Raw genomic sequence first — 25,634 nt, 5'->3', positions numbered from 1 at the left:
TAACGTGCGCCGTTCGCGCCGAATTCAGGCGGCGCGATCCAGCAGATCGTGCGCCGATCGGCGCAGTGTCTCGATGCCCGCGTCGCCGCCGAGCAGCTCCCGGGTCCGCGGGTTGACCGCGCGCAGCACGCCGAGCAGCACGTGCGCGGCCTCGATGCGATCGTCACCGCGCGAAATCGCCTCGCGCAGTGATAATTCCAGGGTCTTCTTGGCATCCCTGGTGAACGGGATGTGGCCGGATTTCATGCCGCCGCCGAATCCGAACCGCCCGCGCGGCTTCTCCGGCGCCACGGCCCGGTCCAGGGCGTCGGCGCCGAACGTGGCCTCCAGGCTCTCCCGCACGGCGTCCAGATCGATGCCGATGGATCGCAGCGCCGCGGCATCGTCGTCACCCAGCGGCTGCCCGGACCGACCGGTCGACAACGATTCCCGAATACCTGCCACAGTAATTCCGTTGTCCTGCAGTATCTTCCGCACGTCCTCGTCCGGACTCGCGGCGAGACCGAGCAGCACGTGCTCGACATCTATTTCCGGCGAACGCAATTCGCGGGCCTCCTCCTGCGCGACCACGATCGCGTAACGCGGCGCCTTGGCAAATCTCTCGAACATCAGCGGATCCCGCCTCTCCGGTTGTACTTCTGGTGGACCGCCTGCCGGCTGACCTCGAGCGCATCGGCGATCGCCTGCCAGGACCAGCCCTGCGTGCGGGCATTGGCCACCTGGATCGCCTCGAGACGCTCGAGCAACCGCCGCAGTGCCAGCACCGCGCGCAGGCCGACCGTGGGGTCGGGACTGCCGGCGGCGGCCGCCAGGGTCGTTGCTTCACTCATGCATGTCAATTTACGTTGACATCGACGGGTCGTCAACAAAAATTGACATCACGGCCGCACGGGTTCACCGCGGGCGAAAATTGATCTCGGCGGCTACTCGCCGCGCATCCGCGCGCGCAGCTGCGCCTTGTTGGTGCGACGCTTCTCGTCCACCGCGGCAATGTCCCGATTCACCCGGGACCGCAGACGCTTGAACAGCACCAGAGACAGCGGCAACGCGACGATCAGTGCGAACAGCAGGGCCACGACCACCGGGATCTGCACATTCAGCAAATGCGCGACCACCACGATGACAGCGGCGATCACCGCGACCAGCGCCAGCCGGGCAACGGTGTACAGGATCAGGTTGCGCGCCAGCCGCCGGCCCGCCGAGCCGGTGGCCCCGGCAGCGGGAACGTCGTCCGGTCGGGATGCCTCACTCACGCCTACCAGCCTAAGCGACGCGCCCGGGCGGACTCGACCCGCCGCCCGTCACCACCCCCCGAAGATCGCTGAATATTCGCCAGCGGGCGGTTTCGGGCACGTCACGAAGCCGTACGCTTATCCGATTTGTCTATTACTTCCCCTTTACCATTGTTAGATCATTCGAGTACGTGGGGGGTCCGGTGCAACGATGTCGCTATCTGATGAGGGACTGTCGATTACGGAAAGGTTTGCGAATGACTGCGATCACCGCGGCGAGCCGCACGTTTGGTTCCGTCAACGGCCAGGAGGCCCTCCTGACCCCCGGCCAAGTAGCGGCGTTGTTTCACGTAGATCCCAAAACAGTCACCCGCTGGGCACACGCCGGGCGACTGGGCTCATTGCGTACCCCAGGCGGCCACCGGCGTTTCCGTGAGACCGAGGTGATGCAGCTTCTCCGGTCGCTGACCACCGAGGCAACTCGGGTGTAGTCCCTATTTCCGCGTAGGCGGTGCCGCAGGTACGTACACGGATTACCCTCGAAGACAGGAGGTGAGCGACGTGACGTACCTGTTGGCACTCATCGCGGTGGTGGCCGTTGCGATGCTGTGCTGGAAGGCGTTCGGGCCGCAGCGGCCGAACAAGATCGGCGCCGGTCGTACGGCATCGCAACGCAGGCCCATCAAAGGCCCCGACGACGATCCGGAATTTCTCTGGCGCATCTCGCGCCACCAGCATCGTGACGGCGATCCCGGCGCCGGTGAATGATCCGGCCTGCGGTGCCGGCCGCAGACCGTCCACTTCAACGATTTGCTGGGGATATTCCGTCCCACGCCGCCAGCGCGGATTCTGTCGCGGTATCGCTGGCAGGCAGTAGAGGCAGGCGTACAGCCGCGCTCGAAATCAGGCCCTGCGAGGCCAAAATTGCTTTGATCACAACGGGATTGGACTCGGCGAACAGCGCCGCGGCCAGGGGCGCCAGTCGGTTGCCAAGTTCGCGAGCACGCGCGATCGCACCCCCGCGCCAGGCCTCGATCAGCTCGGCATACGCCCCGGGCGCCACATTCGCGCAGGCCAGAATCGCACCGGCGGCGCCGAGTGCGAGCAGCGGCGCCGCGTAGAGATCGTCGCCGGACAGCACCGCGACATCGGCCGGGACCCGGGCCAGGAAAGCGATCGTGGCCTCGTCTATCCCGCCCACCGCGTGTTTGAATCCGGCCACGTTCGGCAGTTCCGCCAGTCGGCACAGTGTCTCGGCGCTCAGCGGGCGTCCGGTGCGCTGCGGAACGTTGTAGACCAGCACCGGGACCGGCGATACCGCCGCGAGCCGGCGAAAGTGTTCGACCACGCCGTCCTCCGAGGGGCGGGTGTAGTACGGGACCACCACCAGCGCGGCAGCGACGACCCCGGCATCGAGGGCGGCCAGCGCCCGCTGGGAGTCGGCGGTCGAATTCGAGCCCGTCCCGGCGATCAGCGCCGCCCCACGCTCGCGGCAGACGGCCGCGCAGATTTCCAGTACCCGCCCGCGCTCCGGCCCGGTCAGCGTCGCGGGCTCCCCCGTCGTTCCGAGGGCGACTATCCCCGCAGCCCCCCGATCCAGGACCCGGTGGGCCAGGCCCTCCAGGTCGTCGGCGGCGAGTTCGCCGGATCGGGTAAAGGGGGTGATCAGCGGAACGTAGAGGCCCTGGAGTGTCATGTTCCTAGAGTGCGGGCTCGAATACATTACGTCTATTTCACGTTTATTCCGAGAAGCATAAGCTGATCTGATGCTCGATGTGCGACGACTGCGGCTGCTGCGCGAACTGGCCCGGCGCGGGACCATCGCGGCGGTCGCCGATGCCCTGTCCTATACCCCCTCGGCCGTCTCGCAGCAGCTGGCCTCGCTCGAGCGCGAGGCCGGGGTGCCGTTGCTCGAGCGGACCGGGCGCAGCGTCGGGCTCACCCCGGCGGCCCTGCGGCTGACCGAGCATGCCGACACGATTCTGGCGGTGCTCGAACAGGCCGCGGCCGAACTCGCCACCGCCAGTGCCGATCTCACCGGCACGCTGCGAATTGGGGCCTTCCCCACCGCGGTTCACGCCGTACTGTCCCCCGCGCTGGTGCGCCTGAGCCGCGACCATCCCCGGCTGGAACTGTTCGTCACCGAACTCGATCCGGCGAACGCTCCCGACGCGCTGCGCGCCCACGCCCTCGACATCGCGCTGGTACAGGAATACGACTACGTACCGCGCGAGCCCGAATCCGGCCTGGACACTGAGGAATTCCTCACCGAAACGGTCTACCTGGCAACGCTGAGCTCACCCACCCCGCCGCCTCCGCAAGCTCCGCCGGCTCACCATCCCCAGTGCCCACCCACCCCGCCGCCTCACCATCCCCGGGACACCGAACCCCTGACCGCACACCGCGATTCGACCTGGATCGCCGGAACCCCGGGCACTTTGTGCCACAGCATGACCGTGCGCGCCTGCCAGGCAGCGGGATTCACGCCGCACATCCGCCACCACGCCGACGACTTCGGCACCGTATTGGCGCTCGTCGCCGCCGGTCAGGGCGTGGCGCTGGTACCGGAATTGGGCGCACTGTCGGTCCCGGACCCGGTCCGCCTCGTCCCCCTGTCCGCCCGCCGCCGCACCCACCTGGCCTATCGCCGCGGGCACGGCGATCATCCGATCGTCGCTGCCGCCCGCGCCGCATTACATGCCGCCGCAGCCGAACAACCGAGCGCGACAGATCCGCCCGCGAGATAGGCGTCAATGATCGAGACCCTTCAGGAGAAGGGGTTCCGGTAGTAATCGCCGAAAATCCAACCGGTCATCGGTCCGGAACAGCTCACCTTCGAGATCGCCATCGTGGAACGTCCTGAGACATCGACGCGCCGGCGTCGACGCCGGCGCTTGTGGGAGGACCTTCTGCCGCTGCTGCTGTTGCTCGTGACCGTCGTCGCGCTCGTGGGCTGGTGTCACGCCAGCCCCTACGCCGTGGTCGCGGCCGGGATGTTCCTCACCGCCGCAGTAGGCGCCTGGCAGAAACTCCGGGCGAGCTAGAAGTAGATGGTCTCGGCGTATTGCCCTGAATTCCATGGGCGGACAGCGGGTCGGGGGTCCGCGGCACCCCCTGATCGGATCGTCGGTGAAGGCCCCTATTGCATCCCGCCCCGAATTTCCCGGTCTCGTGGCGCCGGTGCGGGGGCCATAGCCTGAGCGATGAACTACTTCCGATCGAAGGAAAACCCTTGCCTATCAAGCGATTCGCGGTCTACTCCCTGCTGGCGGCAGCGGCCGTGGTGACCCTCGGTACCAGTACCGCCACCGCGGGTATTCCCCTGCGGTCCGTACCGCCGGTCAATGCCCCAGCCCCTACGGACGATTCGCCGCATGCCCGCCCGTCGGCGCCCCGGCTGATCGTCGGCAGCAACCCCGTCTGCCTGCCCGACAGCGGGTCCTCGGACCCGTGTCTGTTCTCGGACCTGCTCTCGGGCCTGTCGTCCACGCTGTAACCCCTCGGGTTCCTCCCGCGGCCCGCGGCTCAGCCCACGCCGACGGAGGCCTGCTGAATCAGGTGCTCCACCAGGGTCATCAGCACCGTCTTGGGGTCCCGGTAGTAATCGAGTGTCATACTCCGCGCGACAAGGTCTCGGCGGATGTGTTGCGGAACAAGGGAGTACCTATGAAAATTCTGAAGCTGCGGGCACGACTGGCCGTGGGGTTCGCGGCGGCTGTCTTCTTTGGTGCGTCGGTAGCGGCGGCCGGGCCCGCGGCGGCAGCCTCTTCGCCTGAAGCAGCTTGCGGCGCAGGGTATTACGCGATCGACCACGGGAACATCGAAGCGAATGCGACCGTCTGGTTGATGTACAACGGTTCCACCGATTGCGTTGTCACATGGAAGACGGCACAGATCGGGACGCCGACAGCGCTGGTGGCAACGGTGGGTACCGGGGGTCTCGATCACGGCCTCCCTGGGTTTCCGTTCCACGGTGTGAGCAACAATATGGACATCGACGCGGGCTTGTACTCGTACCTTGCAGGCCCTGTCTACTGGTACGCCCCGCACACTTGCATCTACTGGTACGGCTCATTCGGAGGCGCCAATAACGGCGGCTCCGCTGGTGGTGGCCCATCGCACTGCGGCTGACCGATTCGGAAGGTCACGGCAGATCAGCAGCCGCCGGTCCGGAGGGAGCCCAGGGTGAGTTCGAGACCGGACGGGGACAGGGAGAGTGCCCCTGACATGCGGTGGAAGCCGCAATGGTCAGGGACGCTTTCGGTTCGGGACCGGGTTGTCCGGTTGTTGCTGTCCAGATACGTTCTTGGGCTCAAGTTCGTTCGCGAGACACCCTCAGCTGCAGTAGGTTTCCGCAGGCCAGATCTGTAAAGGTTGCCGTGTACGCGCCAACGTCAACCTGTCGGGGGTTCGCAATACACTCCGCGCCATGCGAATCGGCTACGGACGCGTCTCTACCCGCGACCAACACCCCGAAGCCCAACTCGACGCTCTCGCCGCAGCCGGATGCGAGCAGATCTTCATCGACAAGGCATCCGGCAAGCTCGCCTCGCGGCCCGAGCTGAGCAAGGCGCTGCTGGTGGCCAACCGACCCACAGACCAACTAGTGGTGACCAAACTCGATCGGCTCGGCCGGTCCCTCGAGCACCTGATCGAGCTGTCCAGGACGCTGCAGGACCGCAAGGTGATGGACAGCCAGCTCACGCGGCATTTCCGCCTATCGGCACCGGCGGTGAAGCGAAGACCACCCATGCCCCCGGAAGAGCGAATCGAACTGCTCGGGCGAATTCTGACAGCCTCCGACCAGCCATTACGCTCACGCGCGGCGGCCGCGATCGTGCTGCTCTACGCCCAACCGCTCACCCGCGTCGTCCGGCTCACCATCGACGATGTCAAATAGGCGACCTCACCAGTCCGGGACCCCGTCTTGCACGAGCCGCGGTCGCGGGCGTCGCACAGCACTACCGGTTGGTGCCCGTCCAGGTCGAGGGCCTCGCGGACCTCGTCGGGGGTCCGGAACAACTGGCCTTCGATATCGCCCTCGTGGAACCATGGATTCGAGACAGCATGGGGGTGCAATTGCCTTCGCTCCGAAGTCGCCTGTGGGCTGGTCTCGGAATCTGGTCTCGTTCCGGGCTGCGGCCGGTTCAGGATGCCTTGGAACACTGACGAGTTCGGCTCGTACTTTGCGGCCGCACGGACGAAGCGCATCATCGACACCGACAGCGGTACAACCTGTTGGAAGGGTGGGTTCGAATGGCAACTGGGGGAAGACCGCACCTGCGGCGACAGCGGCTGGTCGCGGGCAGGGGCCGATCACTGCACCGACCCGCACCTCAAGCTCCTGCGGCCCCTCCGGAACCAGCCCCACCACCAGAACCTACGGTGGCACAGCAGGATCCGCCGTCCGAGGCCGCAGACACGCCTGCTTCGACGGCGACTTCGGGGTGGGCGAGGGTGACCGCCTTGGCAAGCGCGGCCGGCACACTGCTGGCGGCCTCGGCGGCCACCGGGGCCCTGTGGTTCACCGGGCAATCGCTGCACGCCAACAACATCCAGCTCGGCATGTCCCAGCAGACCGCGATCACCGACCGATTCCGCTTGGCCGCCGAACAACTCTCCTCGGACAAGATCGATGTCCGGATCTCTGGTATCTACCTGTTCGAACGCCTGGCCAAAGACTCCCCAGCAGACCACGTAACCGTGTACTCGGTCCTCTCGGCATTCGTACGCACCCAGGCCCCCGCAACCAACTGCCCCACACCACCAGAACCTGGCGTGGCTCCTGTCGACATCCAGACCGCGATGACTGTGATCGGCCGACGAGACGCCTCCCGGGAACAGCCAGCAGACAAACCAGACCTCGGCCAAACCTGCCTCCGCGGCGCGGGCCTGGGCCGCATGAACCTGGCCGGCGCGGACCTGGAGGGCGCGAACCTGACCGACGCGAGCGTGACCTACGCGGACCTGACCGACGCGAACCTGTACGGCGCGAACCTGACTGGTATGCGGTACGAGCTACACACGCGATGGCCGAAGGGTTTCACGCCTCCTCCTCTACCACGCTGATGCGTTGTGCGAGGTGTTGAGAATTGATCGGTTTCACGACGCCCAACACGATCACGATGAACTCCCGCTCGGTCGACCCGTGCAGTGTCGATCAATCGTGTCGAAAGCTGTTGGGGTCCCGGTAGTAATCGCCGAAAATCCAACGAAGTTCTCGTAGTGACTGGTCAGCAGCGGTGCGGCGAGGCTATTAGGTTGGATTGGCGAGGTGCCGGTAGATGGTGGGTCGGGTGACGCCGAATTCGGCGGCGATCTGGCCGACGGTGTAGCGGCGCTTGCCGTGTTCGTCGAGTTCGTCGTACATCTGCCGTGCCAGCGCCACCTGCCGTGGTCCGAGTTTGGGTTTCTGGCCGCCGGTGCGTCCGCGGGCGCGGGCTGCCGCGAGTCCGTCGCGGGTGCGTTCGGACATCAAAGCGTGCTCGAATTCGGCTATTGCGCCGAGGATTTGGAAGAACATGCGGCCCACGGCGGTGGAGGTGTCGATGCCCTGATCGAGGACCACCAGGTCCACACCGCGGTCCTGCAACGTGTTGGACAGTCGTGACGGAGACCTCGTCCCCTTCAGATCAAGTGGCGTAGGTATCGGTCTGGGTCGGAAAGGAAGTCTCTGGTCAACCGGACCGGCAGGGCGTTGTCGTAGGCGACGATGCTGATCGTGCCGTCATCGGCGATCTCGTAGATGCTGGCGCCGGGTAGGGCGAGCAGGATCGGCGAGTGGGTGGCCACCACGATCTGGCAGCGTTGTTCGACCAGTTCGGCCAGTCGGCTCAATACCGCCAGACAACCTTGGGGAGACAATGCGGCTTCGGGCTCGTCCAGCAGGTAGAGCCCGTTGGGGTGGAAGCGATGGCTCATCAGGTCGATGAACGACTCACCGTGAGACCGGTGATGCGGTGACACTCCGCCGAACGCGGCCACTTGTTCGGGTCCGAGCCGCTCGGTCTCAGTGGCGACGTTGTAGTAGGTCTCGGCACGCAGGAAGAACCGGGTCCGCGGTTTGGCAGTGCCCCATCTGAGCACCAAATGCTCACCCAGCGGGGATTCGGTGGAGCGAGTGGTGAAGCGGTAGTTTTGGCTGCCTCCTTCGGGGTTCATGCCGGTCGCGACGGCGATTGCCTCGAGAATCGTCGATTTGCCGCTGCCGTTCTCTCCTACGAGGAATGTCACGCCTCCCGCTAACGGCAGGCTCCCGTAGTGGGCCAGGTAGGTCACCGCGGGCAGGCTGAATGGGTAATCGCTGGGATGCGGTCCGGGCGACATCCGGATTTCGCGAATGTAGCCGTTCGTCACCGGTTGTATGCCTTCGCTGGGTCGGTCGGCGGGCTCGCTCATCGCGGCGGGGAAAAGATTCGGCACTCTCCCATGATCGTGGGATCGCCGTCTGCGGTGAGGCGGCCGGTGTGGATCATCTCGATGAGCCTTCGATGTAGAACGTAATCGGTGACGGGCCGCTGCTGCGCTCCCATCGTGTCCGCGATCACCCGGGCCATCGGTGTCGGCGTCGCGGGGATGTGGGTCAGCAGCGATTGAGCTGCGGCGCTGGTGGTAACTGTGCCCTGTCCCTGTCTTGAAACCTTGGCTTCGAGACGATGGGGAGTAGGCGGTGCGTCTGGCCGAGCACCGAGGTCGCCGGGTCCCAGAATCTGATCGGCAATGAACTGTCGGTTTGGGGTACACCCCTGGGCCCGGCTCAGCCTGTGACGGTCTCGGTCCGCAGGTAGCTGTAGACGGTTTCCCGGCTGATCCCGAACTCCTTGGCAAGCACCGATTTCCGCTCCCCCGCCGCGGCGCGCTCGCGCAGCCGACCGGCCTGTTCGTCGGTGAGTGCAGGTTTGCGGCCGGTATAGGCGCCCCGGGTCTTGGCTGCGGCGATACCCTCGCGCTGGCGCTCGAGGATCAGCGCGCGTTCGAACTCGGCGAAGGCGCCCATCACCGACAGCAGCAGCGTCGCCATCGGTGAGTCCTCCCCGGTGAAGGTCAGGTTCTCCTTGACGAATTCCACCCGCACGCCCTTGTCGGTCAGGATCCGCACCAGCCGGCGTAGGTCGTCGAGGTTGCGGGCGAGCCGGTCCATCGAGTGCACGAGCACGGTGTCGCCGTCGCGTACGTAGGCGATCAGCTCGTCGAGCTTGGGCCGGGCGGTGTCCTTGCCGGAGGCCTTGTCGGTGAAGGTGCGTTCGACCTCGATGCCATCGAGCTGGCGGACGGTGTTCTGATCGACCGTACTGACCCGGATATAACCGACTCGCATCGCCGAATCCTTTCTCGCACACCAAATGTCAGGATGGACTTCAAGAACCCACCAGACATGTGTCAAGAAACGCGGATTCTGACTCTAATCCGACGCCGTTGATCCCGGTGGCGGGTGTGGTGTTGGGGTGTACCCCAGATCAACACATCACCTGGGAAGCAAACGGCTTCCGCTGGGTTCACCGGCCACCCTCCTGCGCGGCGGTGGACGCCGCGGCCAGATTGCCGCGCACCCTCGTGGTCAGCGGGTGGTCGGGCCCGAGCACCCGCTCGTAATCGGTGAGGGTCCGCTCGAACAGGGGGATCGCCTCATCCAGCCGTCCCGCCGACTCGTAGGCGTAGGCGAGGTTGTTGCGGGAGGTCAGGGTGTCGGGGTGGTCGCCGCCGAGCACCCGCTCGCAATCGGTGAGGGCCTGTTCGTACAGCGCGATCGCCTCATCCAGCCGGCCCGCCGACCGGTAGGTGTAGGCGAGGTTGTTGCGGGAGGTCAGGGTGTGGGGGTGGTCGCTGCCGAGCACCTGCTCGCGTTCGGTGAGGGTCCGCTCGAACAGGGGGATCGCCTCATCCGACCGGCCCGCCGACTGATAGGCGGAGGCGAGGTTGTTGCGGGAGGTCAGGGTGTCGGGGTGGTCGGGCCCGAGCACCCGCTCGCGTTCGGTGAGGGTCCGCTCGAACAGGGGGATCGCCTCATCCGACCGGCCCGCCGACTGATAGGCGTAGGCGAGGTTGTTGCGGGAGGTCAGGGTGTCGGGGTGGTCGGGCCCGAGCACCCGCTCGCGTTCGGTGAGGGTCCGCTCGAACAGGGGGATCGCCTCACCCAGCCGCCCCGCCGACTCGTAGGCGTAGGCGAGGTTGTTGCGGGAGCCCAGGGTGTCGGGGTGGTCGCCGCCGAGCACCCGCTCGTAATCGGTGAGGGTCCGCTCGGACAGGGGGATCGCCTCACTCAGCCGCCCCGCCGACTCGTAGGCGCCGGCGAGGTTGCCGCGGGAGGTCAGAGTGTCGGGGTGGTCGGGCCCGAGCACCCGCTCCCGCTCGGTGAGGGTCCGCTCGAACAGCGCGATCGCCTCATCCAGCCGCCCCGCCGACTGATAGGCGTAGGCGAGGTTGTTGCGGGAGCCCAGGGTGTCGGGGTGGTCGCTGCCGAGCACCCGCTCACGTTCGGTGAGGGTCCGCTCGAACAGGGGGATCGCCTCACCCAGCCGCCCCGCCGACTCGTAGGCGCCGGCGAGGTTGCCGCGGGAGGTCAGGGTGTCGGGGTGGTCGCCGCCGAGCACCCGCTCGCAATCGGTGAGGGCCTGTTCGAACAGGGGGATCGCCTCATCCAACCGCCCCGCCGACTCGTAGGTGTAGGCGAGGTTGCCGCGGGAGCCCAGGGTGTCGGGGTGGTCGCTGCCGAGCACCCGCTCGCGTTCGGTGAGGGCGCGCTCGAACAGCGCGATCGCCTCATCCAACCGCCCCGCCGACTCGTAGGTGTAGGCGAGGTTGTTGCGGGAGGTCAGGGTGTCGGGGTGGTCGCCGCCGAGCACCCGCTCGCGTTCGGTGAGGGCTCGCTGCAGCATCGGGATGGCGCGCCCGGGCAAGCCTTGATTGACGAGGAACAGTGCGACGTCGTTGAGGACGGCTGCCAGGGTGGTGCCGGTGTCGGGTCGGGCGTGGTCGGCGAGGGCTTCAATGTGGGGCAGCAGGGTCCGCCACACCGGCCAGGTCACCGGATCATCCCGGGTGCTGGGAAGCGCGCCCGCCAGGGTGGTGGCGGCGCGGTCGCGGGCCCGTGCCACCACTGTGGGGGTGCGGTGTGGGTCGGTGGGGTCGGGGGTGCGGGTGACCGCTTGCACCAGCCGGTGCACCGACACCGCACCCGTGCCCGGATCGACACCGATCATGCTGTAGGCGGCCAGCACCCCCACCGCCGCGTTCACCGTGGGCGGATCAGCCAGCCCGTCGGTCAGCGCGGCGGGGATACTGTCGGGGGCATACCACGCCAGAACCGCCAGCAACTCGACCGCGAACGGTTCCAGAGCGGCGATGCGGTCCACGGTGACCCGCCAGATCCGCGCCACAGTCCGCTCCGGATCGGTGGCCACCCCGCCGCGCTGGTGCATCGCGGCCGGATACCCGGCCAACAAGGCCAGGTAGGCGCGGGGAGTGGTGGCCGGGTTCTGGGTCAGGTAGGCGCCGGCCTGCTCGATCGCCAGGGGCAGATGCCCCAGCACGGCACACAGCTCGCCGGCCCCGTCCAGATCCCGGGGTCCGCCGGCGGTAACGAGTCCGGTGAACAGGTCGAGGGATTCAGCGGGGGCGAGCACGTCCACGCGTACCACGGCCGTCGCGTGCTGCCAGCCGGTGGCCAGGCGGCTGGTGATCACCACGAGCCCCCCGGAACGGTGGGTGCGGGCCAGCACGGTGTCGATGTCGTGCGGGTCGCCGGCGTTGTCCAACACCACAAGCCACCCGTCGTGGCAGGCCAGCCACTGCAACCCCCGCTCGGCGAGCTGTTCGACCGCCAGCGTCCGAGCCAGCACCGGCTCCAGCGCGGCCGCCAGATCCGCCAAGCCCTGCTCGACGGCGATCACGCTGTCGGCGGTGATCCACCACACCGGCGAGTACCCGTGGGCGCGGGTGGCGGCCCACTGCGCGACCAGGGTGGTTTTGCCGATTCCACCCAACCCGTGGACCGCGGCCACCACCACCGGTCCCGGCGCGGCCAGCACCGTGTCCAGGCGGTCGAGGTGCTCGGCACGGCCCACGAACCGGGCCGCGGGCAGGCGAGGATTGCCCAGCCCGGGCGGTGCGGTCACCTCGGCCACCGGTACCAGCACCTCCGGCGGTACAACCACCACATCCCGGCCGGCCTGCACGGCGTAGTTGCCGTCCCCGGTCACCGACGCCCACTGATTCACCACCGTCCCAGGCGGCACCGTGCTGGCGGCGGGGTCGGGGTCGCTTTCGGTTGTCACGGATTCGGCAGCCCGTGGATGTCGCGGCCGGCCTGGATGGTGGTGTTGCGGTTGCCGTCGACAGTGGCGGTCTGGGTGAGCGTCGTGGTCTGGTGCGTGCGGCCCAGCAGCGGGGTCAGCTGCTCGGTCAGCAACCTGTGAAGTTCCACCGCCAGGTCGGGATTCGCGGCCACCAGCCGCCGTAGCCGGGCCTGCCACTCCCCGGCCAGCGCCTCCCGCACCTCGGTGTCGGCGCCGGCATCGACGACCTCGGCGTGCAACTGGTCCAGATCGGCACCGACCTGCTCGGCCTGATCGGGATGGTGTTTACCCCACCAGCCGACCACGAGATCTTTCGCGCCGGTCCACACGTCGGTGGCCATCAACTTCACCAACGCCGTGCCCGCCTGCACCACAACAGGATCCACTACCCCACCCTCACATGTTCTCCGCGATCCGGACCCAGCCATCGTAGAACCCATGGAGCCGTCGTCGTCGCAGAACGATCGTTCGCGACGGAACCGAATCACCCAGTGCACCAAGCCCACCCGCGCGCAGAGGACTTCGAACAACGTGCAGTCGGCTTCGAAAAGCGACAGGAATCCCTGGTCGGCCACGCCGGACCACTGTCGGAAAAACGTTACGAGAACTTCGTTGTTTTCTGCGCCATTACTACCTGGACCCCGAGAAGGCCGCCACCACCAGCTGCCGAAGCTCCATCTCTCCCCAAAACCCCCGCACGCCAGGCAGTCCGGCGAGATAGGCGTGGATCCGATTCGCCGACCACCCGTGCGACTCCCGAAGTCCCGCCGCGAGCATGCCCAGGTATCGCGGCCCGGGCCTGCCGATTTCGACGGTTGCCGGATCCCACGGCGCGGTAAATGTCACCGCGGGAAATCCATCCACATCACCGACATACCGGAGGGTTTCGTACCGGCCCTCCCCCAACCGCACGACGCCCTCGCGAACCACCCTGTCCAGATCCACCCCCGTACCGGCCCCGGGCACTCGATACATTTCCTGCGCCAGCAGATCCTCGAACTGTCCCGCGGACAACAGATATCCGCGCGCCGCGGCCCCGCGCGGCCAATCATCCACGGCCCGTTCGGCATAGAACGCCACCGCCCCGCCCCACACCGGACTCTCCCACGCAAAATACACGGTGCCCGGCAACATCAGCGCCCGCCGATCCCGCGGCGGCGTCCGATCCCGAAACCCCGGATACGTCCGCGCCGCCCCCGCCGGACGCCCACCCTCGACGTAGTAATTCAACCGCCCCGCAAGCAGATTCGACCCGTAGGCCACGTACCAGACGGCTGACGCCGCGCCCGCCCCTGACATCTCGACGTCAGTCCTGGGCCAGTTCTTCCAGGACAATCCATTTCGCCCGCACCGCCAAGTCCGGCTCCCCGCTGAACAACCCTACAGAACGGAACTCACGACGAACGGTCAAACCTTCCAACTGAGGCGGAAGTTCCGTCGCAGCCGGAATTCGACTCTCGGGTATGGCTGTGACCGAGTCGAGGAGTTCCTCGCGACTGGTGTGCATGATCGCAGTCTATGGCGTGGTGGCCGACAGGCATCTGTATGACAATGTCATACGCTCGCGCTACGATGTCCGACATGAGCAAGATGATCAGTTTTCGGGCTACCGGAGTGGATGGCGAGCGGATCGCCCGCCTCACCCATAACCAGGAAACCGCTACGGATGTCATCCGGCGTGCACTGGAAACGCTGGACAAGCTGGAGGCCGGCCGGAGTCGAAACCGTGACATCCTCGCCGGCCCGGTCGCTGGCGCCGGTTCACAAACCACACTGCAAGAACTTGCGGACATCGCCCGTGAGGCGCGTCCCGAGTGAGGCTGATTGTCGCCGACGCGAACGTATTCGTCCGAGCACTCACAGGACCCGTGGACGAACGGCAGGCGGAAGCTTGCCGCGCCGAACTTCGCAGCGCGGATGCCCTGCTGGTACCCACGCATACACCGTTAGAGGTCATGCACGTGCTGAACCGGGAAGCGTTGCGCAGCGCGATCACGCAACGCGTCGCCGAAGCGGCATACGGGGCGTTCCGCCAGCTGGACATCCGCACATACGAGCCGCCGTCCACCATGGTGTGGGCATGGAGGCACAATGTGAACCCCTATGACGGCGCATACCTGGCCGTTGCACTGGAACATGAAGCGTGCGTCGTGACCGGCGATGCCAAGCTCGCGCGGGCGTGCAAGATGCTCGCCATACCGGACTTGGACCTTCACTTGATCGGCTAGCTCACAACGGTCGAAGCCCTCAGTTCAGCCCGGCGTACGAGTGCAGGCCGCTCACCACGATGTTGATGATGAAGAGGTTGAACAGCATCGCGACGAAGCCTGCGATGTTGATCCAGGCGGCCTTGGTTTCGCGCCAGCCGGAGGTGGCGCGGGCGTGGAGGTAGGCGGCGTAGATGACCCAGGCGATGAAGGAGACCGTTTCCTTCGGGTCCCAGCCCCAGAAGCGACCCCAGGCCGATTCGGCCCAGATCGCGCCCAGGATGATGCCGGTGCCGAAGATCGGGAAGCCGATGATGGTGGTGCGGTAGGCCAGGCGGTCCAGGGTGCGGGCGTCGGGCAGGCGACGGGCGACGGCGCCGAGGATGTTGTCCGACTCCGCGCCGGCGGGCTGCACCAGCCGCAGCAGGAACAGCAGGCTCGCGACGCCGGCCACCAGGAACACGCCACTGCCGATGCTGACGACCGTCACGTGAATGGGCAGCCAGTACGACTTCAGCGCCGGAACCACCGGGGCCGCATCGGCATACAGCACGGTCCCGGCCAGGAACATCAGGATCAGCACGGGCACCAGCAGGAAGGCCCACATGCCGCGGTAGCGCTCGTTCCGCAGCAGCACCACGCCCAGCGTGACGGCGGCGCCGGTGGCCATCGTCACGAATTCGTACATGTTGCCCAGCGGGAAGCGGTGAGTCGCGAAACCCCGCAACACGATCGAGAGAATGTGCAGCCCCAGCGCCACGAAAAGCACGGCGAAGGCCATATTTCCGACGCGCTCGGACATCGGCTTGCTCGGCGGCAGCGTCACGCGGCCCGGAACGTCCGGCGCCGGCGGCGTACCGGCGCCCGCGCCCACCAGGACCGGCTCGCGCTGTTCGGCCTTGCGGGTGTAGGCCGAGGCGTACTGCACCAGCAGCATCACGAAGACCAAGGCGTACACCACGATCGCCGACTTGAACGCGAGATCACTGTAGGACGCGATGGTCTCGTCGATCGGCATTGCTACTCTCCCGGGTTCTCGGAGTCGCCAAGCAGGCGGGCGCGCAGGCGGTCGAACTCGCCGCCCCATCCGGCCTGATCGGTTCGGGCCAGACCACCCATCTCTACTACGGTACGTCGTTTATCGTCCGCGGTCTCGTCGGGGTCCGGATAGGCGCGCAGCCAGATGCGCCGCCGCTTCACGAGCAGCGATACCAGCAGCCCCGCCATCATCGTCACCGCGAACACCAGCACCCAGCCCTGCGCGGGGTCGTGGGACACCTGCAGGTTCGCGAACTGCTTGGCGCCGTCGAAGGTGATCTTGGTGCCGTCGGCCAGCGTCGTGGACTGACCGGGCTTCAGATTCACCCGCGCCTGCTTCATCAGCCGCCCCTGCTTGATCATCTCCGGATCCAGCGAGAACAGCGACTGCGGGCGGCCGGTGTCCAGGCCGGTCTCACCCTGATAGATGTCGATCGCGACCGCCGGATCGGTCAGCGCCGGATACGACGAGGTCAGCAGGCTCCCGTGCAGGAACGCGGTGGGCGCGAACAGCCCCTCGATCGCGATCTGATGCTGGCGCTGCTCGGCATCGGAGGAATACATGCCCGCCGGCGGATCGAAGCGCATGGCGCCGCTGGACAGGAAGGTCGCGCCGTCGTCCGGGCGCCACTGCTGGGATTCGGTGCGGGTCTGGCCGTTGGGGTAGGTGACCGTGAAGGTCGGCGCGTAGCCGTGGCCCTGCACGTACACCCGATCCCCGGACACCCGCAGCGGGTGATTCACCTGGATGGCGGTGTCGCGCCAGGTGTTCGTCGTCAGATCCTTGCCGGACTGGTACGAAAGGTCCGCGGTGAACATCTGCGCCTCGCCGCTGGGCAGGTAGTCGGCCCGGAAGTCCTTGACGCGCACGCACAGCGGGGCCAGCCCGGTGCCGTCGATGAGATTGCCCGCCTTGAAGGAGTCGAAGGCCGCGATCGAGCTCGTGCAGAAGCCCGGGCCGTCGTCCGCGATGACGACGACGTTGCCCTCGTAGCCGAGCAGCTTTCCGATCGCGACCGAGACCAGCAGCCCGACCAACGCCAGATGGAAGACCAGATTGCCGAATTCGCGGAAATAGCCCTTCTCCGCGGACAGCGTGACCTCGTCGCCGTTGACCCGCTCGACCGCGCGCCACCCGCGAAGCTGCTTGCGCGCCTTGGCAATCTGTTCCACGGGCGACTCGGTGACGGCCGTCGAGGCGTGGTGCGGCAGCCGGGACAGGTTGCGCGGCACCGCGACCGGGGGCGTACGCAGCGCCCTGTAGTGATCGAATACGCGCGGCACGATGCAGCCGACCAGCGAGATGAATAGCAGCGCATAGATCGCGGTGAACCAGAAGCTGGAGAACACGTCGAACAGCTGCACCCGGTCCATCAGGTGCCCCAGCGTCGGGCGGTCCGCGATGTACTTGTCGACCTTCTGCGCATTCAGGCTGCGCTGCGGCAGCAGGGCGCCCGGAATCGCCGCGAGCGCCAGCAGGAACAGCAGGATCAGCGCGGTGCGCATGCTGGTCAGCCCACGCCAGGTGTTGCGGAGCATCGCCAGGATGCGGCGCACGGGCGATTGGCGGGGCGGGCGGGCGGAGGCCTCGGGGGCGGTGATGGTTGCAGTCATAAGTCAGATCGGGAGGGTCGTTTGGGAGACGAAGACATTGCGGACCCATCCCACGAACTGGTCCCACATGCCGGTGACCAGGGCAATGCCGACGGCGACGAGCAGGATTCCGCCGATCACCTGGATGGTGCGCGAATTGCGGCGCAGCCAGCCCACCCCGCGCAGCGCGCTGGCCGAGCCGAACGCCAGGATCACGAACGGCAGGCCCAGGCCCAGGCAGTAGGCGATGGTCAGCACCACCCCGCGCACGGCGGTGGCGCCCTCGGTCCCGGCGGAGACCGCCATCACCCCGGACAGCGTGGGCCCGAGGCAGGGCGTCCAGCCCAGCGCGAAGACCGCGCCCAGCAGCGGCGCGCCGACCAGGCCGGTCAGGCGCCGGGGATGCATCCGGGTGTCGCGCTGCAGCGCGGGCACCAGGCCCAGGAACACCAGCCCCATCAGGATGGTGACCACGCCGCCGATGCGTTGCAGCAGTTCACGATTCACGTTGAGCGTCTGAATGACGCCGAAGACGGTCACCGAGGCCAGCACGAACACGACCGTGAATCCGGCCACGAACAGGCCCGCCGCCCCGGCCACGCGCGCCCGGCCGCCGCGTTCGGCGGTCGCGGTCCCCGAGCGTCGGGGCCGCTTGCTGCCCGTCGCCTCGGCCACGGTCACCGGCGGCGCCTCGGCCCCGACCAGACCCGCCAGATACGACAGATATCCGGGCACCAGCGGCACCACGCACGGCGAGGCGAACGACACCAGCCCCGCCAGCAGGCACGCGCCGAGCGCCATGAGCAGCGGACCCGTCGCGGCGGCCTGCTGGAACGAATCCCCCACGGACGCGAGCACGGTCACGGTCATCGCCACTCACCTCGGCTGCGCCCCCGAACCACCTCGGCGTCCCGGCCGGGCGTCTGCTCGTCCCGGCACGCCAGGGGTCCGCACGGGGATCCCGCGAGATTCCGGCCGCAAGCACGCCGGAACGACGGGAGCGCGCGCGGGACGGAGGCGCCCGCCCGAGTGCGGCGATCCCTGCGTGCGGCCGGGCGGGTGCTCACTGCGGCTCCGCGGCGACGCGGTCGACGACCGGCTGCAGGTCGGTGGCCAGCAGCGAACGCAGGAAGACCGCGGCCACCCGGTGGTGCCGGTCCAGGACCAGGGTGGTCGGGATGACGCTGGTGGGGAACTTGCCGCCGAGGGCCAGCAGACTACGCATCTCGGGGTCGTAGATCGACTGGTAGCCAACGTGATTCGAGGTGACGAAATCCTGCGCCTTGTCCTGCTGCGGATCACGCACATTGATCCCCAGGAAGGTCACCCCGCGCGCCTTGGACGCCTCGTAGACCTTCTCCAGCTCGGGCGCCTCGGCCCGGCAGGGCCCGCACCACTGCCCCCAGAGATTCAGCACCACAACCTGATTCGGGAAGTCCGCCACCGAAACGGCCTTGTTGGTCAGCAGATCGGGACCGGACAGATTGCCGATGGTGCCGCGCTTGGCGGGCGGATCGTAGAAGATATCGGTCTTGCCGCCGGGCGAGACGAACTGGAACGTACCGCCGGTCGCCACGGCATCGCTGCCCGTCGAGCAGCCCACGAGCGCGGCGACCAACGCCACACAGGCCAGCAGGACCGGCATTACCCTCCGGATCGGCCTGCGAGACACAGTCGCTTGCACGCCGCGGGCGCAATCGCCCGCGGTCACATCGAATTCCGTGCCGTTCACGCTCCCGTCACCCGTGGGTCCGACTCCCCCGCGGGCTCGGAATAGACGATGTCGATCAACGTATCCCCCTGATACACAAGGGAAGTCAGCGAGGCCAGCGAGCACTGCCGGTTGCGCGGATCGTGCCACAGGCGCTTGCCCTCGAGGAATCGGCGCAGCGTCCAGACGGGCAGCTGGTGCGACACCACCACCGCCTCGTGACCGGCGGCCTCCACCCGCGCCTTGTTCACCGCGGCCAGCATGCGGTGCGCGATCTGCAGATACGGCTCGCCCCACGACGGGGTGAACGGATCGCGCAGCTTCCACCAGTGCCGCGGCTTGCGCAGCGCGCCGTCGCCGACCGAGACCCGCAGGCCCTCGAAGGTGTTGCCGGCCTCGATGAGGTTGTCGTCGGTACGCACGATCAGCCCGTGCGGTGCGGCGATCGGCGCCGCGGTCTCCTGCGCGCGCTGCAGCGGCGAGGCCACCACCAGCGAGATGTCGTGGTCGGCCAGCGCCCGCCCGACCGTCACGGCCTGCGCGCGTCCGGTCACCGACAGGCTGAACCCGGGCAGACGGCCGTACAGGATGCCCTTCGGGTTGTGCACCTCGCCGTGCCGCATGACGTGCACGATCGTCTCGGTGTCCGAGGCGACCTCACCGGGCAGGGTCAGCGCGGGGTAGGCGCCGGCCCCCTCGAGACCGGCCGGTTCCACCGGGGCAGTGGGAAGGGTTGGGGCGGAGGGGGATTCGTACTGATCCTGGGCGCTCTCGTTCACGCGTCGGTTCCTTCGGGTGTGGCGGCCGCTGCGGCCGCAGCGGCGGCGGGCATCGCCGCGGCGATCCGGTCGAATGCGTCGTCGTCGAGCGCGGCGGAGACGAACCAGGTCTCGAACGCACTGGGCGGCGGGTAGACGCCGCGGTCGAGCAGCGCGTGGAAGAACGCCGGGAAACGCCAGGTCTGACTGGCCTTCGCGGCGGCGTAGTCGGTGACCGGCTGGTCGGCGAAGAACACGTTCACCATATTGCCCGCGAACTGCACCTGATGGGCGACTCCGGCCGCGCTCAGCGCGTCGGACATCAGCCCGCCCAGCCGCTCGGCGTTCCGGTCCAGGGCGGCGTACACCTCGGCGTCCGCGGCACGCAGCGTGGCCAGCCCGGCCGCGACGGCGACCGGATTGCCCGACAGCGTGCCGGCCTGGTACACGGGCCCGATCGGCGCGAGCCGGTTCATGATCTCGGCGCGGCCGCCGAACGCCGCGGCGGGCAGGCCACCGCTCATCACCTTGCCGAAGGTGTACAGATCGCCGGCGACGCCGTCGCGGCCGAACCACCCGGACGGGCTGACCCGGAATCCGGTCATCACCTCGTCCATGATCAGCAGCGCGCCGTGCTCCTGGGTGAGCCGGCGCAGGCCCGCGTTGTATCCCGGCAGCGGCGCGACCGTGCCCATGTTCCCTGCCGCGGCCTCGGTGATCACGCAGGCGATCTGGCCGGGATGCGCGGCGAAGGCCGCGGCCACCGCATCCAGATCGTTGTACGGCAGCACCAGCGTGTCGGCGGCCTGGGCGCCGGTGACGCCGGGCGAGGTCGGCAGGCCGAGCGTCGCCACGCCCGAGCCCGCGTCGGCCAGCAGCGCGTCCACGTGCCCGTGGTAGCAGCCCGAGAATTTGATGATCTTGCTGCGGCCGGTGAAGCCTCGAGCCAGCCGCACCGCGCTCATGGTCGCCTCGGTGCCCGAGTTGACCAGCCGCACCCGCTCCACGGGCTCGACCCGCCCGGCGATCGCCTCGGCCAGCTCGATCTCCGCCTCGGTCGGCGCCCCGAACGACAGACCGCCGGTCGCGACCCGCCGCACCGCCTCGACGACGGCCGGATGGGCGTGGCCCAGGATCATCGGGCCCCACGAGCAGACCAGGTCGACATAGTCGTTGCCGTCGGCGTCGGTGAGCGTGTAGCCGCGCGCCGAGGCGATGAATCGCGGTGTGCCCCCGACCGAATGGAACGCGCGGACGGGCGAGTTCACGCCGCCGGGGATGATCGCGGCGGCGCGGTCGAAGAGCTGCGCCGAGATCGGGACATTGACCTGAGTGGCGCGCGGAGAAGAACTCACGACTGCACCTCGCTGGCGCTCGGCTCCGTCGTGAGCTCCGCACGCTGTGTCACTGGTTCGCTCGCACGCTCGCTCACGACCTCCAGTGTCGCAGCCCGCCCCACCCTCGTCGACGACAGGGTGTAGTGGGGTGAGCCACCCCACATCCAGGCGCCCGAAATGCCGCAACACGCCGGAATGCCCTTTCGCCCAATATCGATCGCTAGATGATTGCTGCTGCGTACCCTCGGTCCGTCAACCACATCCGGCCGGGAGAGATCTCATGCGAATCCTGATGTTCGGCGCAGTCCTTGCCGGCGCCCTGAGCGGCGCCGCGCTGACCGCGACGGCCGCGGCGGCCACGCCGGTCGACCAGGGCCGGGCGGTCGCACTGCCGCTGGTCCAGCCCAATCAGGGCCGCCTCGGGGTGAGCCTGTCACACGACGAGACCGCCACCCTGGCCGACGGGCCGGTTCCGGCGCTGGTCAGCAAGGTCCTGCCGGTGAGCCTGATGGGTGCGGGGCTGCGGCCGGACAGCCGCATCTACCGCGACGAGCGCGGCGGCGTGCACGCCTCGCTGCGGGATCTGCTGCTCGAATCGGCCGACCACCCGGACGGCAACGTGATCGTCTACCTGGATGCCCCGGGCACGCACGGGTCGCGGGTGCTCGATATCTACGAGCACTGGCACTGAGCCGCCTCAGGACCGCGATCCCCCCAGGCAGGATAGCGCAAAACCGCTGGTCAGCAGGCAATCCAGCGGGGCCGGGACGAGCTCGAGCACGGGCGCGTGCACAATGGGCGCGGGTGCGGGGCCGGCATCCTTCGCCGTCATGACGTCCAGGGCCGCGGTGGCGGTACCGATGACCCCCGTGGTGAGCACCGCGATCATGGTGCTGCGCACGGGATGCGTGCGGGTCATCTCACCAGTGTGAGCGCGTTCGGCGTCCGATGACATACCGATTGTGGTTGCAGTTTTTGCGATGGTTTGCCGAAAGTTGGCCGAACCGGTACGCCCGAATCCCGCGGGTCAGTGCGCCCGGCCCGCGCAGCGCGCCACCAGATCGATGACCGCCAGTCCGGCCACCGCGACCAGCACGGCGGCCAGCCCCAGCCACGGCCCCGAATAGCGGGTCGCCTCGAAGGCGGGTTGATCGGCGGACGCGGCGAATCCGATCGATTCGACACCGGTGCGCCAGCTCGGGACGGCCGCTCCGATGCACACGAGCAGTGCGACGACGTCCAGGACTATCCACATCCGCCGCATCATCGTGAACTCTCCTCGCTGTCGGGGGTCGCGTCGCCGGAATCCGCACCGCGCTCGGGCAGCCGTTCCAGGGCCGCGGTCAGCTCCGCGCGCAGGCGCTGGTGATCCCGGGCCCAGGCCTGCAGCAGGTGGCCGTCGCGCAGCTTCAGCCCGATGCCCTTGCGCCGTCGCGGCACCCCGGTCAGCTCGCCCAGCGCCCGCGCGGACTGCCAATCCTCGTCGTCCCAGGACTCCTCGTCGGGCTCCGGAAAGACCGTCGCGATCGCGTCGAGCGACACGGTCTCGGTGCCCTCGCGCAGCGACGTGTCGGTGAGTTCGACGCTGACATGCCGCTTACCGGCTACCACCTGCAGCGCTACGAAGCCCGCCAGCAGCGCGGCGCAGAACACGAGCCCGAACCAGTGCACCGGACCGCGCCTGATGACCAGCTCCACAACGAGAATGACCAGACACAGCAGGGGCCCGTAGGAGACCGAGCGCCAACGTGCGCCGGGCTCGGAAAACCGCACGGTGGGTGCGGCTTCGGTATCAGTCACCACGAACCTCTGTCTCATCGGCGGCGCTTCCGAGGGCGCTTGCGCTTACCCACCCCGCCGGCTCCGCAAGCTCACCGTCCCCGAGGTGGTTACGCAAGCTGCCTCCTCCGGGCCCGCCGCGAGCCGTCTCGCGTGCCGCACGCAGCCCATACACCGCATCAGCGCGAAGCAGATGCAGCGTATCCGGAGATCGTGCGCGGGATTCAGCCGACCTTTCCTGGCAGCAGCAGCACCGCGAGGGTGAGCAGGCCGAACAGCAGCAACAGGCTCAGCACCAGCACGTCGCGCCGAAGGCTTTGCGGTTGTTGAATCACGACTCGCATCTATGCCTCCGCTCCACCGGAACGATTCCCGCGATCCGAAGCGGAACGCTGAACCAACAACCCCGGTTCCCAAATCCTCTGTGACAACCCTCACCATACATCCTGAGCTGTCCGCGACAAATTCACCGCGGCAACCGATTTCCGTTCATTCGGAAGTAAATGGTGGATTCTGCCCTGTGACAGAGGAATACCGCAAACCCGGCGAGCACCGCCTGCAGGATCGCGGCCGCACCGGCGAGCATGTCCCAGGTGCCCGCGACCATGCCCAGCCCGAACATGGCATTGACCCCGCCCAGCACCAGCACCACGGTCGCGACGTCGAACAACGTACGCGCCCACAGTCTTCCGCGGCGCAGCTGATACGCCACGGCCACCGCCGCGGCCGCGATCCCCAGCCCGAACACGACGCTGAGCACGACCAGCAGCGTGACCATCAGCTCGTAGGTCGACAGCGGCGTCCGGGGCTGCTGGGCGTGCAGCTGGTCGTACATGTTCCGCGCGATGGTGTGCCGATGCCCGTACCGGCCCACCGACCCGACGATCAGCCGCAGCACGCCCAGGACGACCACGCCCCACCACAACTGCCATGCGGTGCGGACGTCGACCGGCGTCGCCTCATCGGGGATCGGCTGCCCCGGGGGAGTCCACTGATTCACGACGGCCAGTGTGCTGCCTTACGCACGGCCACGATTTCCGCACTCACGACAGCCAATGCGCGACCGCGGTCGCCCGAATACGCACAGCCACGATCTCCCACACTCGCGACGACAGCCAATGCACAGCCACGATCTCCCGCACTCACGAGGACAACCAATGCGCGGCTTCGGTCGCCCAGTACGTCAGCACGATGTCCGCACCCGCGCGGCGGATGCCCATGAGCGACTCCAGGATCGCGCCGCGGCGATCGATCCAGCCGTTCTGGGCCGCGGCGGTGATCATCGAGTACTCGCCGGAGATTTGGTAGGCGGCCACCGGCACGGTCGAGCGGTCGGCGACCTCGCGCAGGATGTCCAGGTACGACATGGCCGGCTTGACCATGACGATGTCGGCGCCCTCCTCCAGGTCCAGGTCCAGCTCGCGGGCGGCCTCCCGGCGGTTCGCCGGATCCTGCTGGTAGGTGCGGCGATCGCCCTGCAGCGAGGAGGCCACCGCCTCGCGGAAGGGGCCGTAGAACGCGGAGGCGTATTTCGCGGCGTACGCCAGGATGGCGGTGTCCACCCGCCCGGCGGCGTCCAGGCCGGCCCGGATGGCGCCCACCTGACCGTCCATCATGCCGCTGGTGCCCAGCAGGTCCGCGCCCGCCTCGGCCTGAGCCAGGCTCATCGCGATGTAGCGCTCGAGGGTCGCGTCGTTGTCGACCGAGCCGTCCGCGGCCAGCACACCGCAGTGCCCGTGGTCGGTGAACTCGTCCAGGCACGTGTCGGCCATGACCACGGTCGCATCGCCCACCTCGTCGGCCAGCGCGCGCAGGCCGCGGTTCAGGATGCCCTGGGGATCGCTGGCCAGGCTGCCGGTCGGATCCTTGTCCTCCGGACGCGGCACCCCGAACAGCATCAGCCCGCCCACCCCGGCGGTGACGGCCTCGACGGCCGCCTTGCGCAGCGAATCCATCGAATGCTGGTACACCCCGGGCATCGAGCCGATCTCGCGCGCTTCGTCGAGCCCGTCGGCGACGAACATCGGAAGCACCAAATGCCTTGGTTCGAGTGTGGTTTCGGCGACGAGGCGACGCAGGGCGGGGGTACGACGCAACCGCCGCGGGCGGTCCATTCCGGTCATGATCCGCACGATACGCCGCACTCCCGGGCCGTGCCGCATCGGATCGGTCACATCCGCGAGCAACCGCGCAGCACCCCGGCGCGATGCCGCGAAAGCGGTTCTGGGCAGCGGTTTTTGTCAGTGCCACGAGGTAGAATCGAAGATGTGTTCGAACGATCTTCGTATCCGCTCGGCACGGTTTCGCTCGGCAAGGGGAGGTTCTCGTGGCCACAAATTCGGCAATCCAGCTCGCGCTCATCGAGGGGCCGTACGTGCCGCTGGCCAAGCGGCGGCTGCCGCCGGGGCGGCCGCGGTCCTGGTACGTCACGCACAACCGCCGGCTCAAGGCGATGCGGCTGGCCATCGCGCTGCTGGATTCGGGCGTTTACCGCGCAAGCCTGGCCGACAACGAAAAGATCAGGCGCACAGCCGATCTCGTCGGCATTCGCCCGCCCTCGGACAAGACCTGCCGCCTCGTCCGCGACATGATGCGGACCCGCCGCTGAGCGCACACCCGTCGTGGGGGGGGGGCCGGGCGGCGGGCGGGGGCGCGCGGGGGGCCGGGGCGGGGGGGGCGGGGGCG

General features: G+C 68.0%; 35 protein-coding genes. 12 read left to right on the top strand and 23 right to left on the bottom strand.

Annotated elements, in window-relative coordinates:
* Positions 1 to 24 precede the first annotated feature (24 nt).
* The 3 genes from KO481_RS04805 to KO481_RS04795 form a co-directional block, all read right to left on the bottom strand.
* Positions 25 to 609, bottom strand: coding sequence for a Clp protease N-terminal domain-containing protein (locus KO481_RS04805; RefSeq protein ID WP_215915638.1), 585 nt, complete (start codon positions 607 to 609; stop codon positions 25 to 27).
* Entirely contained in the window at positions 609 to 830 is a 222-nt protein-coding gene (locus tag KO481_RS04800; protein ID WP_215915637.1) for a helix-turn-helix domain-containing protein, read from the bottom strand. The genes KO481_RS04805 and KO481_RS04800 overlap by 1 nt, the downstream gene beginning before the upstream one ends.
* A 93-nt stretch (positions 831 to 923) precedes the next feature.
* Positions 924 to 1,253 (bottom strand): DUF4229 domain-containing protein, encoded by a 330-nt coding sequence (locus tag KO481_RS04795; RefSeq protein WP_215915636.1) that lies wholly within the window; start codon positions 1,251 to 1,253, stop codon positions 924 to 926.
* Positions 1,254 to 1,489: 236 nt separating this feature from the next.
* Between KO481_RS04795 and KO481_RS04790 the strand changes: the two genes are divergently transcribed.
* Together KO481_RS04790 and KO481_RS04785 are read left to right on the top strand one after the other, a co-directional pair.
* The gene (locus KO481_RS04790) at positions 1,490 to 1,723 is read left to right on the top strand and encodes a BldC family transcriptional regulator (RefSeq protein WP_040828156.1); all 234 of its coding nucleotides are present in this window, start codon (positions 1,490 to 1,492) and stop codon (positions 1,721 to 1,723) included.
* Between the two features lie 70 nt (positions 1,724 to 1,793).
* Complete coding sequence (locus tag KO481_RS04785; RefSeq protein WP_215915964.1) at positions 1,794 to 2,000, top strand: hypothetical protein; 207 nt, start codon at positions 1,794 to 1,796, stop codon at positions 1,998 to 2,000.
* Positions 2,001 to 2,034: 34 nt separating this feature from the next.
* Here KO481_RS04785 and dapA read toward each other — a convergent pair whose 3' ends face one another.
* On the bottom strand, positions 2,035 to 2,928 hold the full coding sequence (gene dapA / locus KO481_RS04780; protein WP_215915635.1) for a 4-hydroxy-tetrahydrodipicolinate synthase: 894 nt from the start codon (positions 2,926 to 2,928) through the stop codon (positions 2,035 to 2,037).
* 70 nt (positions 2,929 to 2,998) lie between these two features.
* Here dapA and KO481_RS04775 point away from each other — a divergent pair, with 70 nt between their 5' ends.
* From KO481_RS04775 to KO481_RS43845, 6 genes are all read left to right on the top strand, one after another.
* A complete protein-coding gene (locus KO481_RS04775) occupies positions 2,999 to 3,979 on the top strand; it encodes a LysR family transcriptional regulator (RefSeq protein WP_215915634.1) in 981 nt (326 codons plus the stop codon).
* A gap of 147 nt (positions 3,980 to 4,126) precedes the next feature.
* Positions 4,127 to 4,276: a hypothetical protein gene (locus KO481_RS04770; RefSeq protein ID WP_215915633.1), complete on the top strand. Its 150-nt coding sequence runs from the start codon at positions 4,127 to 4,129 to the stop codon at positions 4,274 to 4,276.
* Between the two features lie 188 nt (positions 4,277 to 4,464).
* A complete protein-coding gene (locus tag KO481_RS04765) occupies positions 4,465 to 4,728 on the top strand; it encodes a hypothetical protein (protein ID WP_215915632.1) in 264 nt (87 codons plus the stop codon).
* A 170-nt stretch (positions 4,729 to 4,898) separates the two neighbouring features.
* Positions 4,899 to 5,363: a hypothetical protein gene (locus KO481_RS04760; protein ID WP_215915631.1), complete on the top strand. Its 465-nt coding sequence runs from the start codon at positions 4,899 to 4,901 to the stop codon at positions 5,361 to 5,363.
* Between the two features lie 298 nt (positions 5,364 to 5,661).
* The gene (locus KO481_RS04755) at positions 5,662 to 6,132 is read left to right on the top strand and encodes a recombinase family protein (protein ID WP_215915630.1); all 471 of its coding nucleotides are present in this window, start codon (positions 5,662 to 5,664) and stop codon (positions 6,130 to 6,132) included.
* 557 nt (positions 6,133 to 6,689) lie between these two features.
* Entirely contained in the window at positions 6,690 to 7,301 is a 612-nt protein-coding gene (locus KO481_RS43845; RefSeq protein WP_308166315.1) for a pentapeptide repeat-containing protein, read from the top strand.
* 187 nt (positions 7,302 to 7,488) lie between these two features.
* Here the strand turns inward: KO481_RS43845 and KO481_RS04745 are convergent, their stop codons facing one another.
* The 8 genes from KO481_RS04745 to KO481_RS04710 all read right to left on the bottom strand — a co-directional run bounded on the left by KO481_RS04745 (position 7,489) and on the right by KO481_RS04710 (position 14,033).
* Positions 7,489 to 7,836 (bottom strand): recombinase family protein, encoded by a 348-nt coding sequence (locus KO481_RS04745; protein ID WP_281066026.1) that lies wholly within the window; start codon positions 7,834 to 7,836, stop codon positions 7,489 to 7,491.
* Positions 7,837 to 7,859: 23 nt separating this feature from the next.
* Positions 7,860 to 8,654 carry an AAA family ATPase gene (locus KO481_RS04740; RefSeq protein ID WP_308166314.1) on the bottom strand — a complete coding sequence of 265 codons (795 nt, stop codon included), beginning with the start codon at positions 8,652 to 8,654 and terminating at the stop codon, positions 7,860 to 7,862.
* On the bottom strand, positions 8,627 to 8,764 hold the full coding sequence (locus KO481_RS44660; protein ID WP_372451920.1) for a hypothetical protein: 138 nt from the start codon (positions 8,762 to 8,764) through the stop codon (positions 8,627 to 8,629). The genes KO481_RS04740 and KO481_RS44660 overlap by 28 nt, the downstream gene beginning before the upstream one ends.
* A 224-nt stretch (positions 8,765 to 8,988) precedes the next feature.
* Positions 8,989 to 9,549 carry a recombinase family protein gene (locus tag KO481_RS04730; protein WP_215915626.1) on the bottom strand — a complete coding sequence of 187 codons (561 nt, stop codon included), beginning with the start codon at positions 9,547 to 9,549 and terminating at the stop codon, positions 8,989 to 8,991.
* 178 nt (positions 9,550 to 9,727) lie between these two features.
* Positions 9,728 to 12,505: a tetratricopeptide repeat protein gene (locus KO481_RS04725; protein ID WP_215915625.1), complete on the bottom strand. Its 2,778-nt coding sequence runs from the start codon at positions 12,503 to 12,505 to the stop codon at positions 9,728 to 9,730.
* Positions 12,502 to 12,912: a hypothetical protein gene (locus KO481_RS04720; protein WP_215915624.1), complete on the bottom strand. Its 411-nt coding sequence runs from the start codon at positions 12,910 to 12,912 to the stop codon at positions 12,502 to 12,504. Before KO481_RS04720 ends, KO481_RS04725 begins: the two co-directional genes overlap by 4 nt.
* A gap of 244 nt (positions 12,913 to 13,156) precedes the next feature.
* Positions 13,157 to 13,825: a histone deacetylase gene (locus KO481_RS04715; protein WP_215915623.1), complete on the bottom strand. Its 669-nt coding sequence runs from the start codon at positions 13,823 to 13,825 to the stop codon at positions 13,157 to 13,159.
* Positions 13,826 to 13,832: 7 nt separating this feature from the next.
* Positions 13,833 to 14,033, bottom strand: a complete 201-nt coding sequence (locus tag KO481_RS04710) for a hypothetical protein (protein WP_215915622.1) — start codon at positions 14,031 to 14,033, stop codon at positions 13,833 to 13,835.
* A gap of 74 nt (positions 14,034 to 14,107) precedes the next feature.
* On the opposite strand from KO481_RS04710, the gene KO481_RS04705 reads away from it, so the two are divergent.
* Positions 14,108 to 14,344 (top strand): hypothetical protein, encoded by a 237-nt coding sequence (locus KO481_RS04705; RefSeq protein ID WP_215915621.1) that lies wholly within the window; start codon positions 14,108 to 14,110, stop codon positions 14,342 to 14,344.
* On the top strand, positions 14,341 to 14,754 hold the full coding sequence (locus KO481_RS04700) for a type II toxin-antitoxin system VapC family toxin (RefSeq protein WP_215915620.1): 414 nt from the start codon (positions 14,341 to 14,343) through the stop codon (positions 14,752 to 14,754). The genes KO481_RS04705 and KO481_RS04700 overlap by 4 nt, the downstream gene beginning before the upstream one ends.
* A gap of 19 nt (positions 14,755 to 14,773) precedes the next feature.
* On the opposite strand, the gene ccsB is transcribed toward KO481_RS04700, so the two are convergent.
* The 6 genes from ccsB to hemL all read right to left on the bottom strand — a co-directional run bounded on the left by ccsB (position 14,774) and on the right by hemL (position 21,188).
* Positions 14,774 to 15,751: a c-type cytochrome biogenesis protein CcsB gene (ccsB, locus tag KO481_RS04695; protein WP_215915619.1), complete on the bottom strand. Its 978-nt coding sequence runs from the start codon at positions 15,749 to 15,751 to the stop codon at positions 14,774 to 14,776.
* A 2-nt stretch (positions 15,752 to 15,753) separates the two neighbouring features.
* Complete coding sequence (resB, locus tag KO481_RS04690; RefSeq protein ID WP_215915618.1) at positions 15,754 to 17,385, bottom strand: cytochrome c biogenesis protein ResB; 1,632 nt, start codon at positions 17,383 to 17,385, stop codon at positions 15,754 to 15,756.
* A gap of 3 nt (positions 17,386 to 17,388) precedes the next feature.
* The gene (locus KO481_RS04685) at positions 17,389 to 18,234 is read right to left on the bottom strand and encodes a cytochrome c biogenesis CcdA family protein (protein WP_215915617.1); all 846 of its coding nucleotides are present in this window, start codon (positions 18,232 to 18,234) and stop codon (positions 17,389 to 17,391) included.
* Between the two features lie 193 nt (positions 18,235 to 18,427).
* Positions 18,428 to 19,009, bottom strand: a complete 582-nt coding sequence (locus KO481_RS04680; protein WP_215915616.1) for a TlpA disulfide reductase family protein — start codon at positions 19,007 to 19,009, stop codon at positions 18,428 to 18,430.
* Positions 19,010 to 19,092: 83 nt separating this feature from the next.
* On the bottom strand, positions 19,093 to 19,698 hold the full coding sequence (locus KO481_RS04675; protein ID WP_215915962.1) for a histidine phosphatase family protein: 606 nt from the start codon (positions 19,696 to 19,698) through the stop codon (positions 19,093 to 19,095).
* Positions 19,699 to 19,850: 152 nt separating this feature from the next.
* Entirely contained in the window at positions 19,851 to 21,188 is a 1,338-nt protein-coding gene (hemL, locus tag KO481_RS04670; RefSeq protein WP_215915615.1) for a glutamate-1-semialdehyde 2,1-aminomutase, read from the bottom strand.
* A 262-nt stretch (positions 21,189 to 21,450) separates the two neighbouring features.
* Here hemL and KO481_RS04665 point away from each other — a divergent pair, with 262 nt between their 5' ends.
* Positions 21,451 to 21,861: a hypothetical protein gene (locus KO481_RS04665; protein ID WP_245400264.1), complete on the top strand. Its 411-nt coding sequence runs from the start codon at positions 21,451 to 21,453 to the stop codon at positions 21,859 to 21,861.
* Between the two features lie 6 nt (positions 21,862 to 21,867).
* Here the strand turns inward: KO481_RS04665 and KO481_RS04660 are convergent, their stop codons facing one another.
* From KO481_RS04660 to hemB, 5 genes are all read right to left on the bottom strand, one after another.
* Complete coding sequence (locus KO481_RS04660; protein ID WP_215915614.1) at positions 21,868 to 22,089, bottom strand: hypothetical protein; 222 nt, start codon at positions 22,087 to 22,089, stop codon at positions 21,868 to 21,870.
* 108 nt (positions 22,090 to 22,197) lie between these two features.
* Complete coding sequence (locus KO481_RS04655) at positions 22,198 to 22,437, bottom strand: hypothetical protein (protein ID WP_215915613.1); 240 nt, start codon at positions 22,435 to 22,437, stop codon at positions 22,198 to 22,200.
* Positions 22,434 to 22,970: a transport-regulating membrane protein Mce1N gene (gene mce1N, locus KO481_RS04650; RefSeq protein ID WP_308166313.1), complete on the bottom strand. Its 537-nt coding sequence runs from the start codon at positions 22,968 to 22,970 to the stop codon at positions 22,434 to 22,436. The genes KO481_RS04655 and mce1N overlap by 4 nt, the downstream gene beginning before the upstream one ends.
* 445 nt (positions 22,971 to 23,415) lie before the next feature.
* On the bottom strand, positions 23,416 to 23,949 hold the full coding sequence (locus tag KO481_RS04645) for a hypothetical protein (RefSeq protein ID WP_215915611.1): 534 nt from the start codon (positions 23,947 to 23,949) through the stop codon (positions 23,416 to 23,418).
* Between the two features lie 142 nt (positions 23,950 to 24,091).
* Positions 24,092 to 25,072 carry a porphobilinogen synthase gene (gene hemB / locus KO481_RS04640; protein ID WP_215915610.1) on the bottom strand — a complete coding sequence of 327 codons (981 nt, stop codon included), beginning with the start codon at positions 25,070 to 25,072 and terminating at the stop codon, positions 24,092 to 24,094.
* A 203-nt stretch (positions 25,073 to 25,275) separates the two neighbouring features.
* Between hemB and KO481_RS04635 the strand changes: the two genes are divergently transcribed.
* Complete coding sequence (locus KO481_RS04635; RefSeq protein ID WP_308166312.1) at positions 25,276 to 25,557, top strand: hypothetical protein; 282 nt, start codon at positions 25,276 to 25,278, stop codon at positions 25,555 to 25,557.
* Positions 25,558 to 25,634: the final 77 nt, after the last annotated feature.

This window comes from Nocardia albiluteola, from assembly GCF_018860155.1.
GTDB classification, from domain to species: domain Bacteria; phylum Actinomycetota; class Actinomycetes; order Mycobacteriales; family Mycobacteriaceae; genus Nocardia; species Nocardia albiluteola.
Note: the sequence above shows the minus strand (reverse complement) of the source record. Positions and strands in the feature narration are given on the sequence as shown.

Excerpts from the sequence above, each read along its gene's own strand:
- KO481_RS04675 (WP_215915962.1), bottom strand. The coding sequence starts at position 19,698 with ATGCGGCACGGCGAGGTGCACAACCCGAAGGGCATCCTGTACGGCCGT.
- KO481_RS04800 (WP_215915637.1), bottom strand. The coding sequence starts at position 830 with ATGAGTGAAGCAACGACCCTGGCGGCCGCCGCCGGCAGTCCCGACCCC.
- KO481_RS04730 (WP_215915626.1), bottom strand. The coding sequence starts at position 9,549 with ATGCGAGTCGGTTATATCCGGGTCAGTACGGTCGATCAGAACACCGTC.
- KO481_RS04685 (WP_215915617.1), bottom strand. The coding sequence starts at position 18,234 with ATGACCGTGACCGTGCTCGCGTCCGTGGGGGATTCGTTCCAGCAGGCC.
- KO481_RS04705 (WP_215915621.1), top strand. The coding sequence starts at position 14,108 with ATGAGCAAGATGATCAGTTTTCGGGCTACCGGAGTGGATGGCGAGCGG.
- KO481_RS04710 (WP_215915622.1), bottom strand. The coding sequence starts at position 14,033 with ATGCACACCAGTCGCGAGGAACTCCTCGACTCGGTCACAGCCATACCC.
- KO481_RS04665 (WP_245400264.1), top strand. The coding sequence starts at position 21,451 with ATGCGAATCCTGATGTTCGGCGCAGTCCTTGCCGGCGCCCTGAGCGGC.
- KO481_RS04775 (WP_215915634.1), top strand. The coding sequence starts at position 2,999 with ATGCTCGATGTGCGACGACTGCGGCTGCTGCGCGAACTGGCCCGGCGC.
- dapA (WP_215915635.1), bottom strand. The coding sequence starts at position 2,928 with ATGACACTCCAGGGCCTCTACGTTCCGCTGATCACCCCCTTTACCCGA.
- KO481_RS04660 (WP_215915614.1), bottom strand. The coding sequence starts at position 22,089 with ATGACCCGCACGCATCCCGTGCGCAGCACCATGATCGCGGTGCTCACC.
- KO481_RS04755 (WP_215915630.1), top strand. The coding sequence starts at position 5,662 with ATGCGAATCGGCTACGGACGCGTCTCTACCCGCGACCAACACCCCGAA.
- ccsB (WP_215915619.1), bottom strand. The coding sequence starts at position 15,751 with ATGCCGATCGACGAGACCATCGCGTCCTACAGTGATCTCGCGTTCAAG.
- KO481_RS04715 (WP_215915623.1), bottom strand. The coding sequence starts at position 13,825 with ATGTCAGGGGCGGGCGCGGCGTCAGCCGTCTGGTACGTGGCCTACGGG.
- KO481_RS04680 (WP_215915616.1), bottom strand. The coding sequence starts at position 19,009 with ATGCCGGTCCTGCTGGCCTGTGTGGCGTTGGTCGCCGCGCTCGTGGGC.
- KO481_RS04760 (WP_215915631.1), top strand. The coding sequence starts at position 4,899 with ATGAAAATTCTGAAGCTGCGGGCACGACTGGCCGTGGGGTTCGCGGCG.
- KO481_RS04805 (WP_215915638.1), bottom strand. The coding sequence starts at position 609 with ATGTTCGAGAGATTTGCCAAGGCGCCGCGTTACGCGATCGTGGTCGCG.
- KO481_RS44660 (WP_372451920.1), bottom strand. The coding sequence starts at position 8,764 with ATGGGAGCGCAGCAGCGGCCCGTCACCGATTACGTTCTACATCGAAGG.
- hemB (WP_215915610.1), bottom strand. The coding sequence starts at position 25,072 with ATGACCGGAATGGACCGCCCGCGGCGGTTGCGTCGTACCCCCGCCCTG.
- KO481_RS04655 (WP_215915613.1), bottom strand. The coding sequence starts at position 22,437 with ATGATGCGGCGGATGTGGATAGTCCTGGACGTCGTCGCACTGCTCGTG.
- resB (WP_215915618.1), bottom strand. The coding sequence starts at position 17,385 with ATGACTGCAACCATCACCGCCCCCGAGGCCTCCGCCCGCCCGCCCCGC.
- KO481_RS04790 (WP_040828156.1), top strand. The coding sequence starts at position 1,490 with ATGACTGCGATCACCGCGGCGAGCCGCACGTTTGGTTCCGTCAACGGC.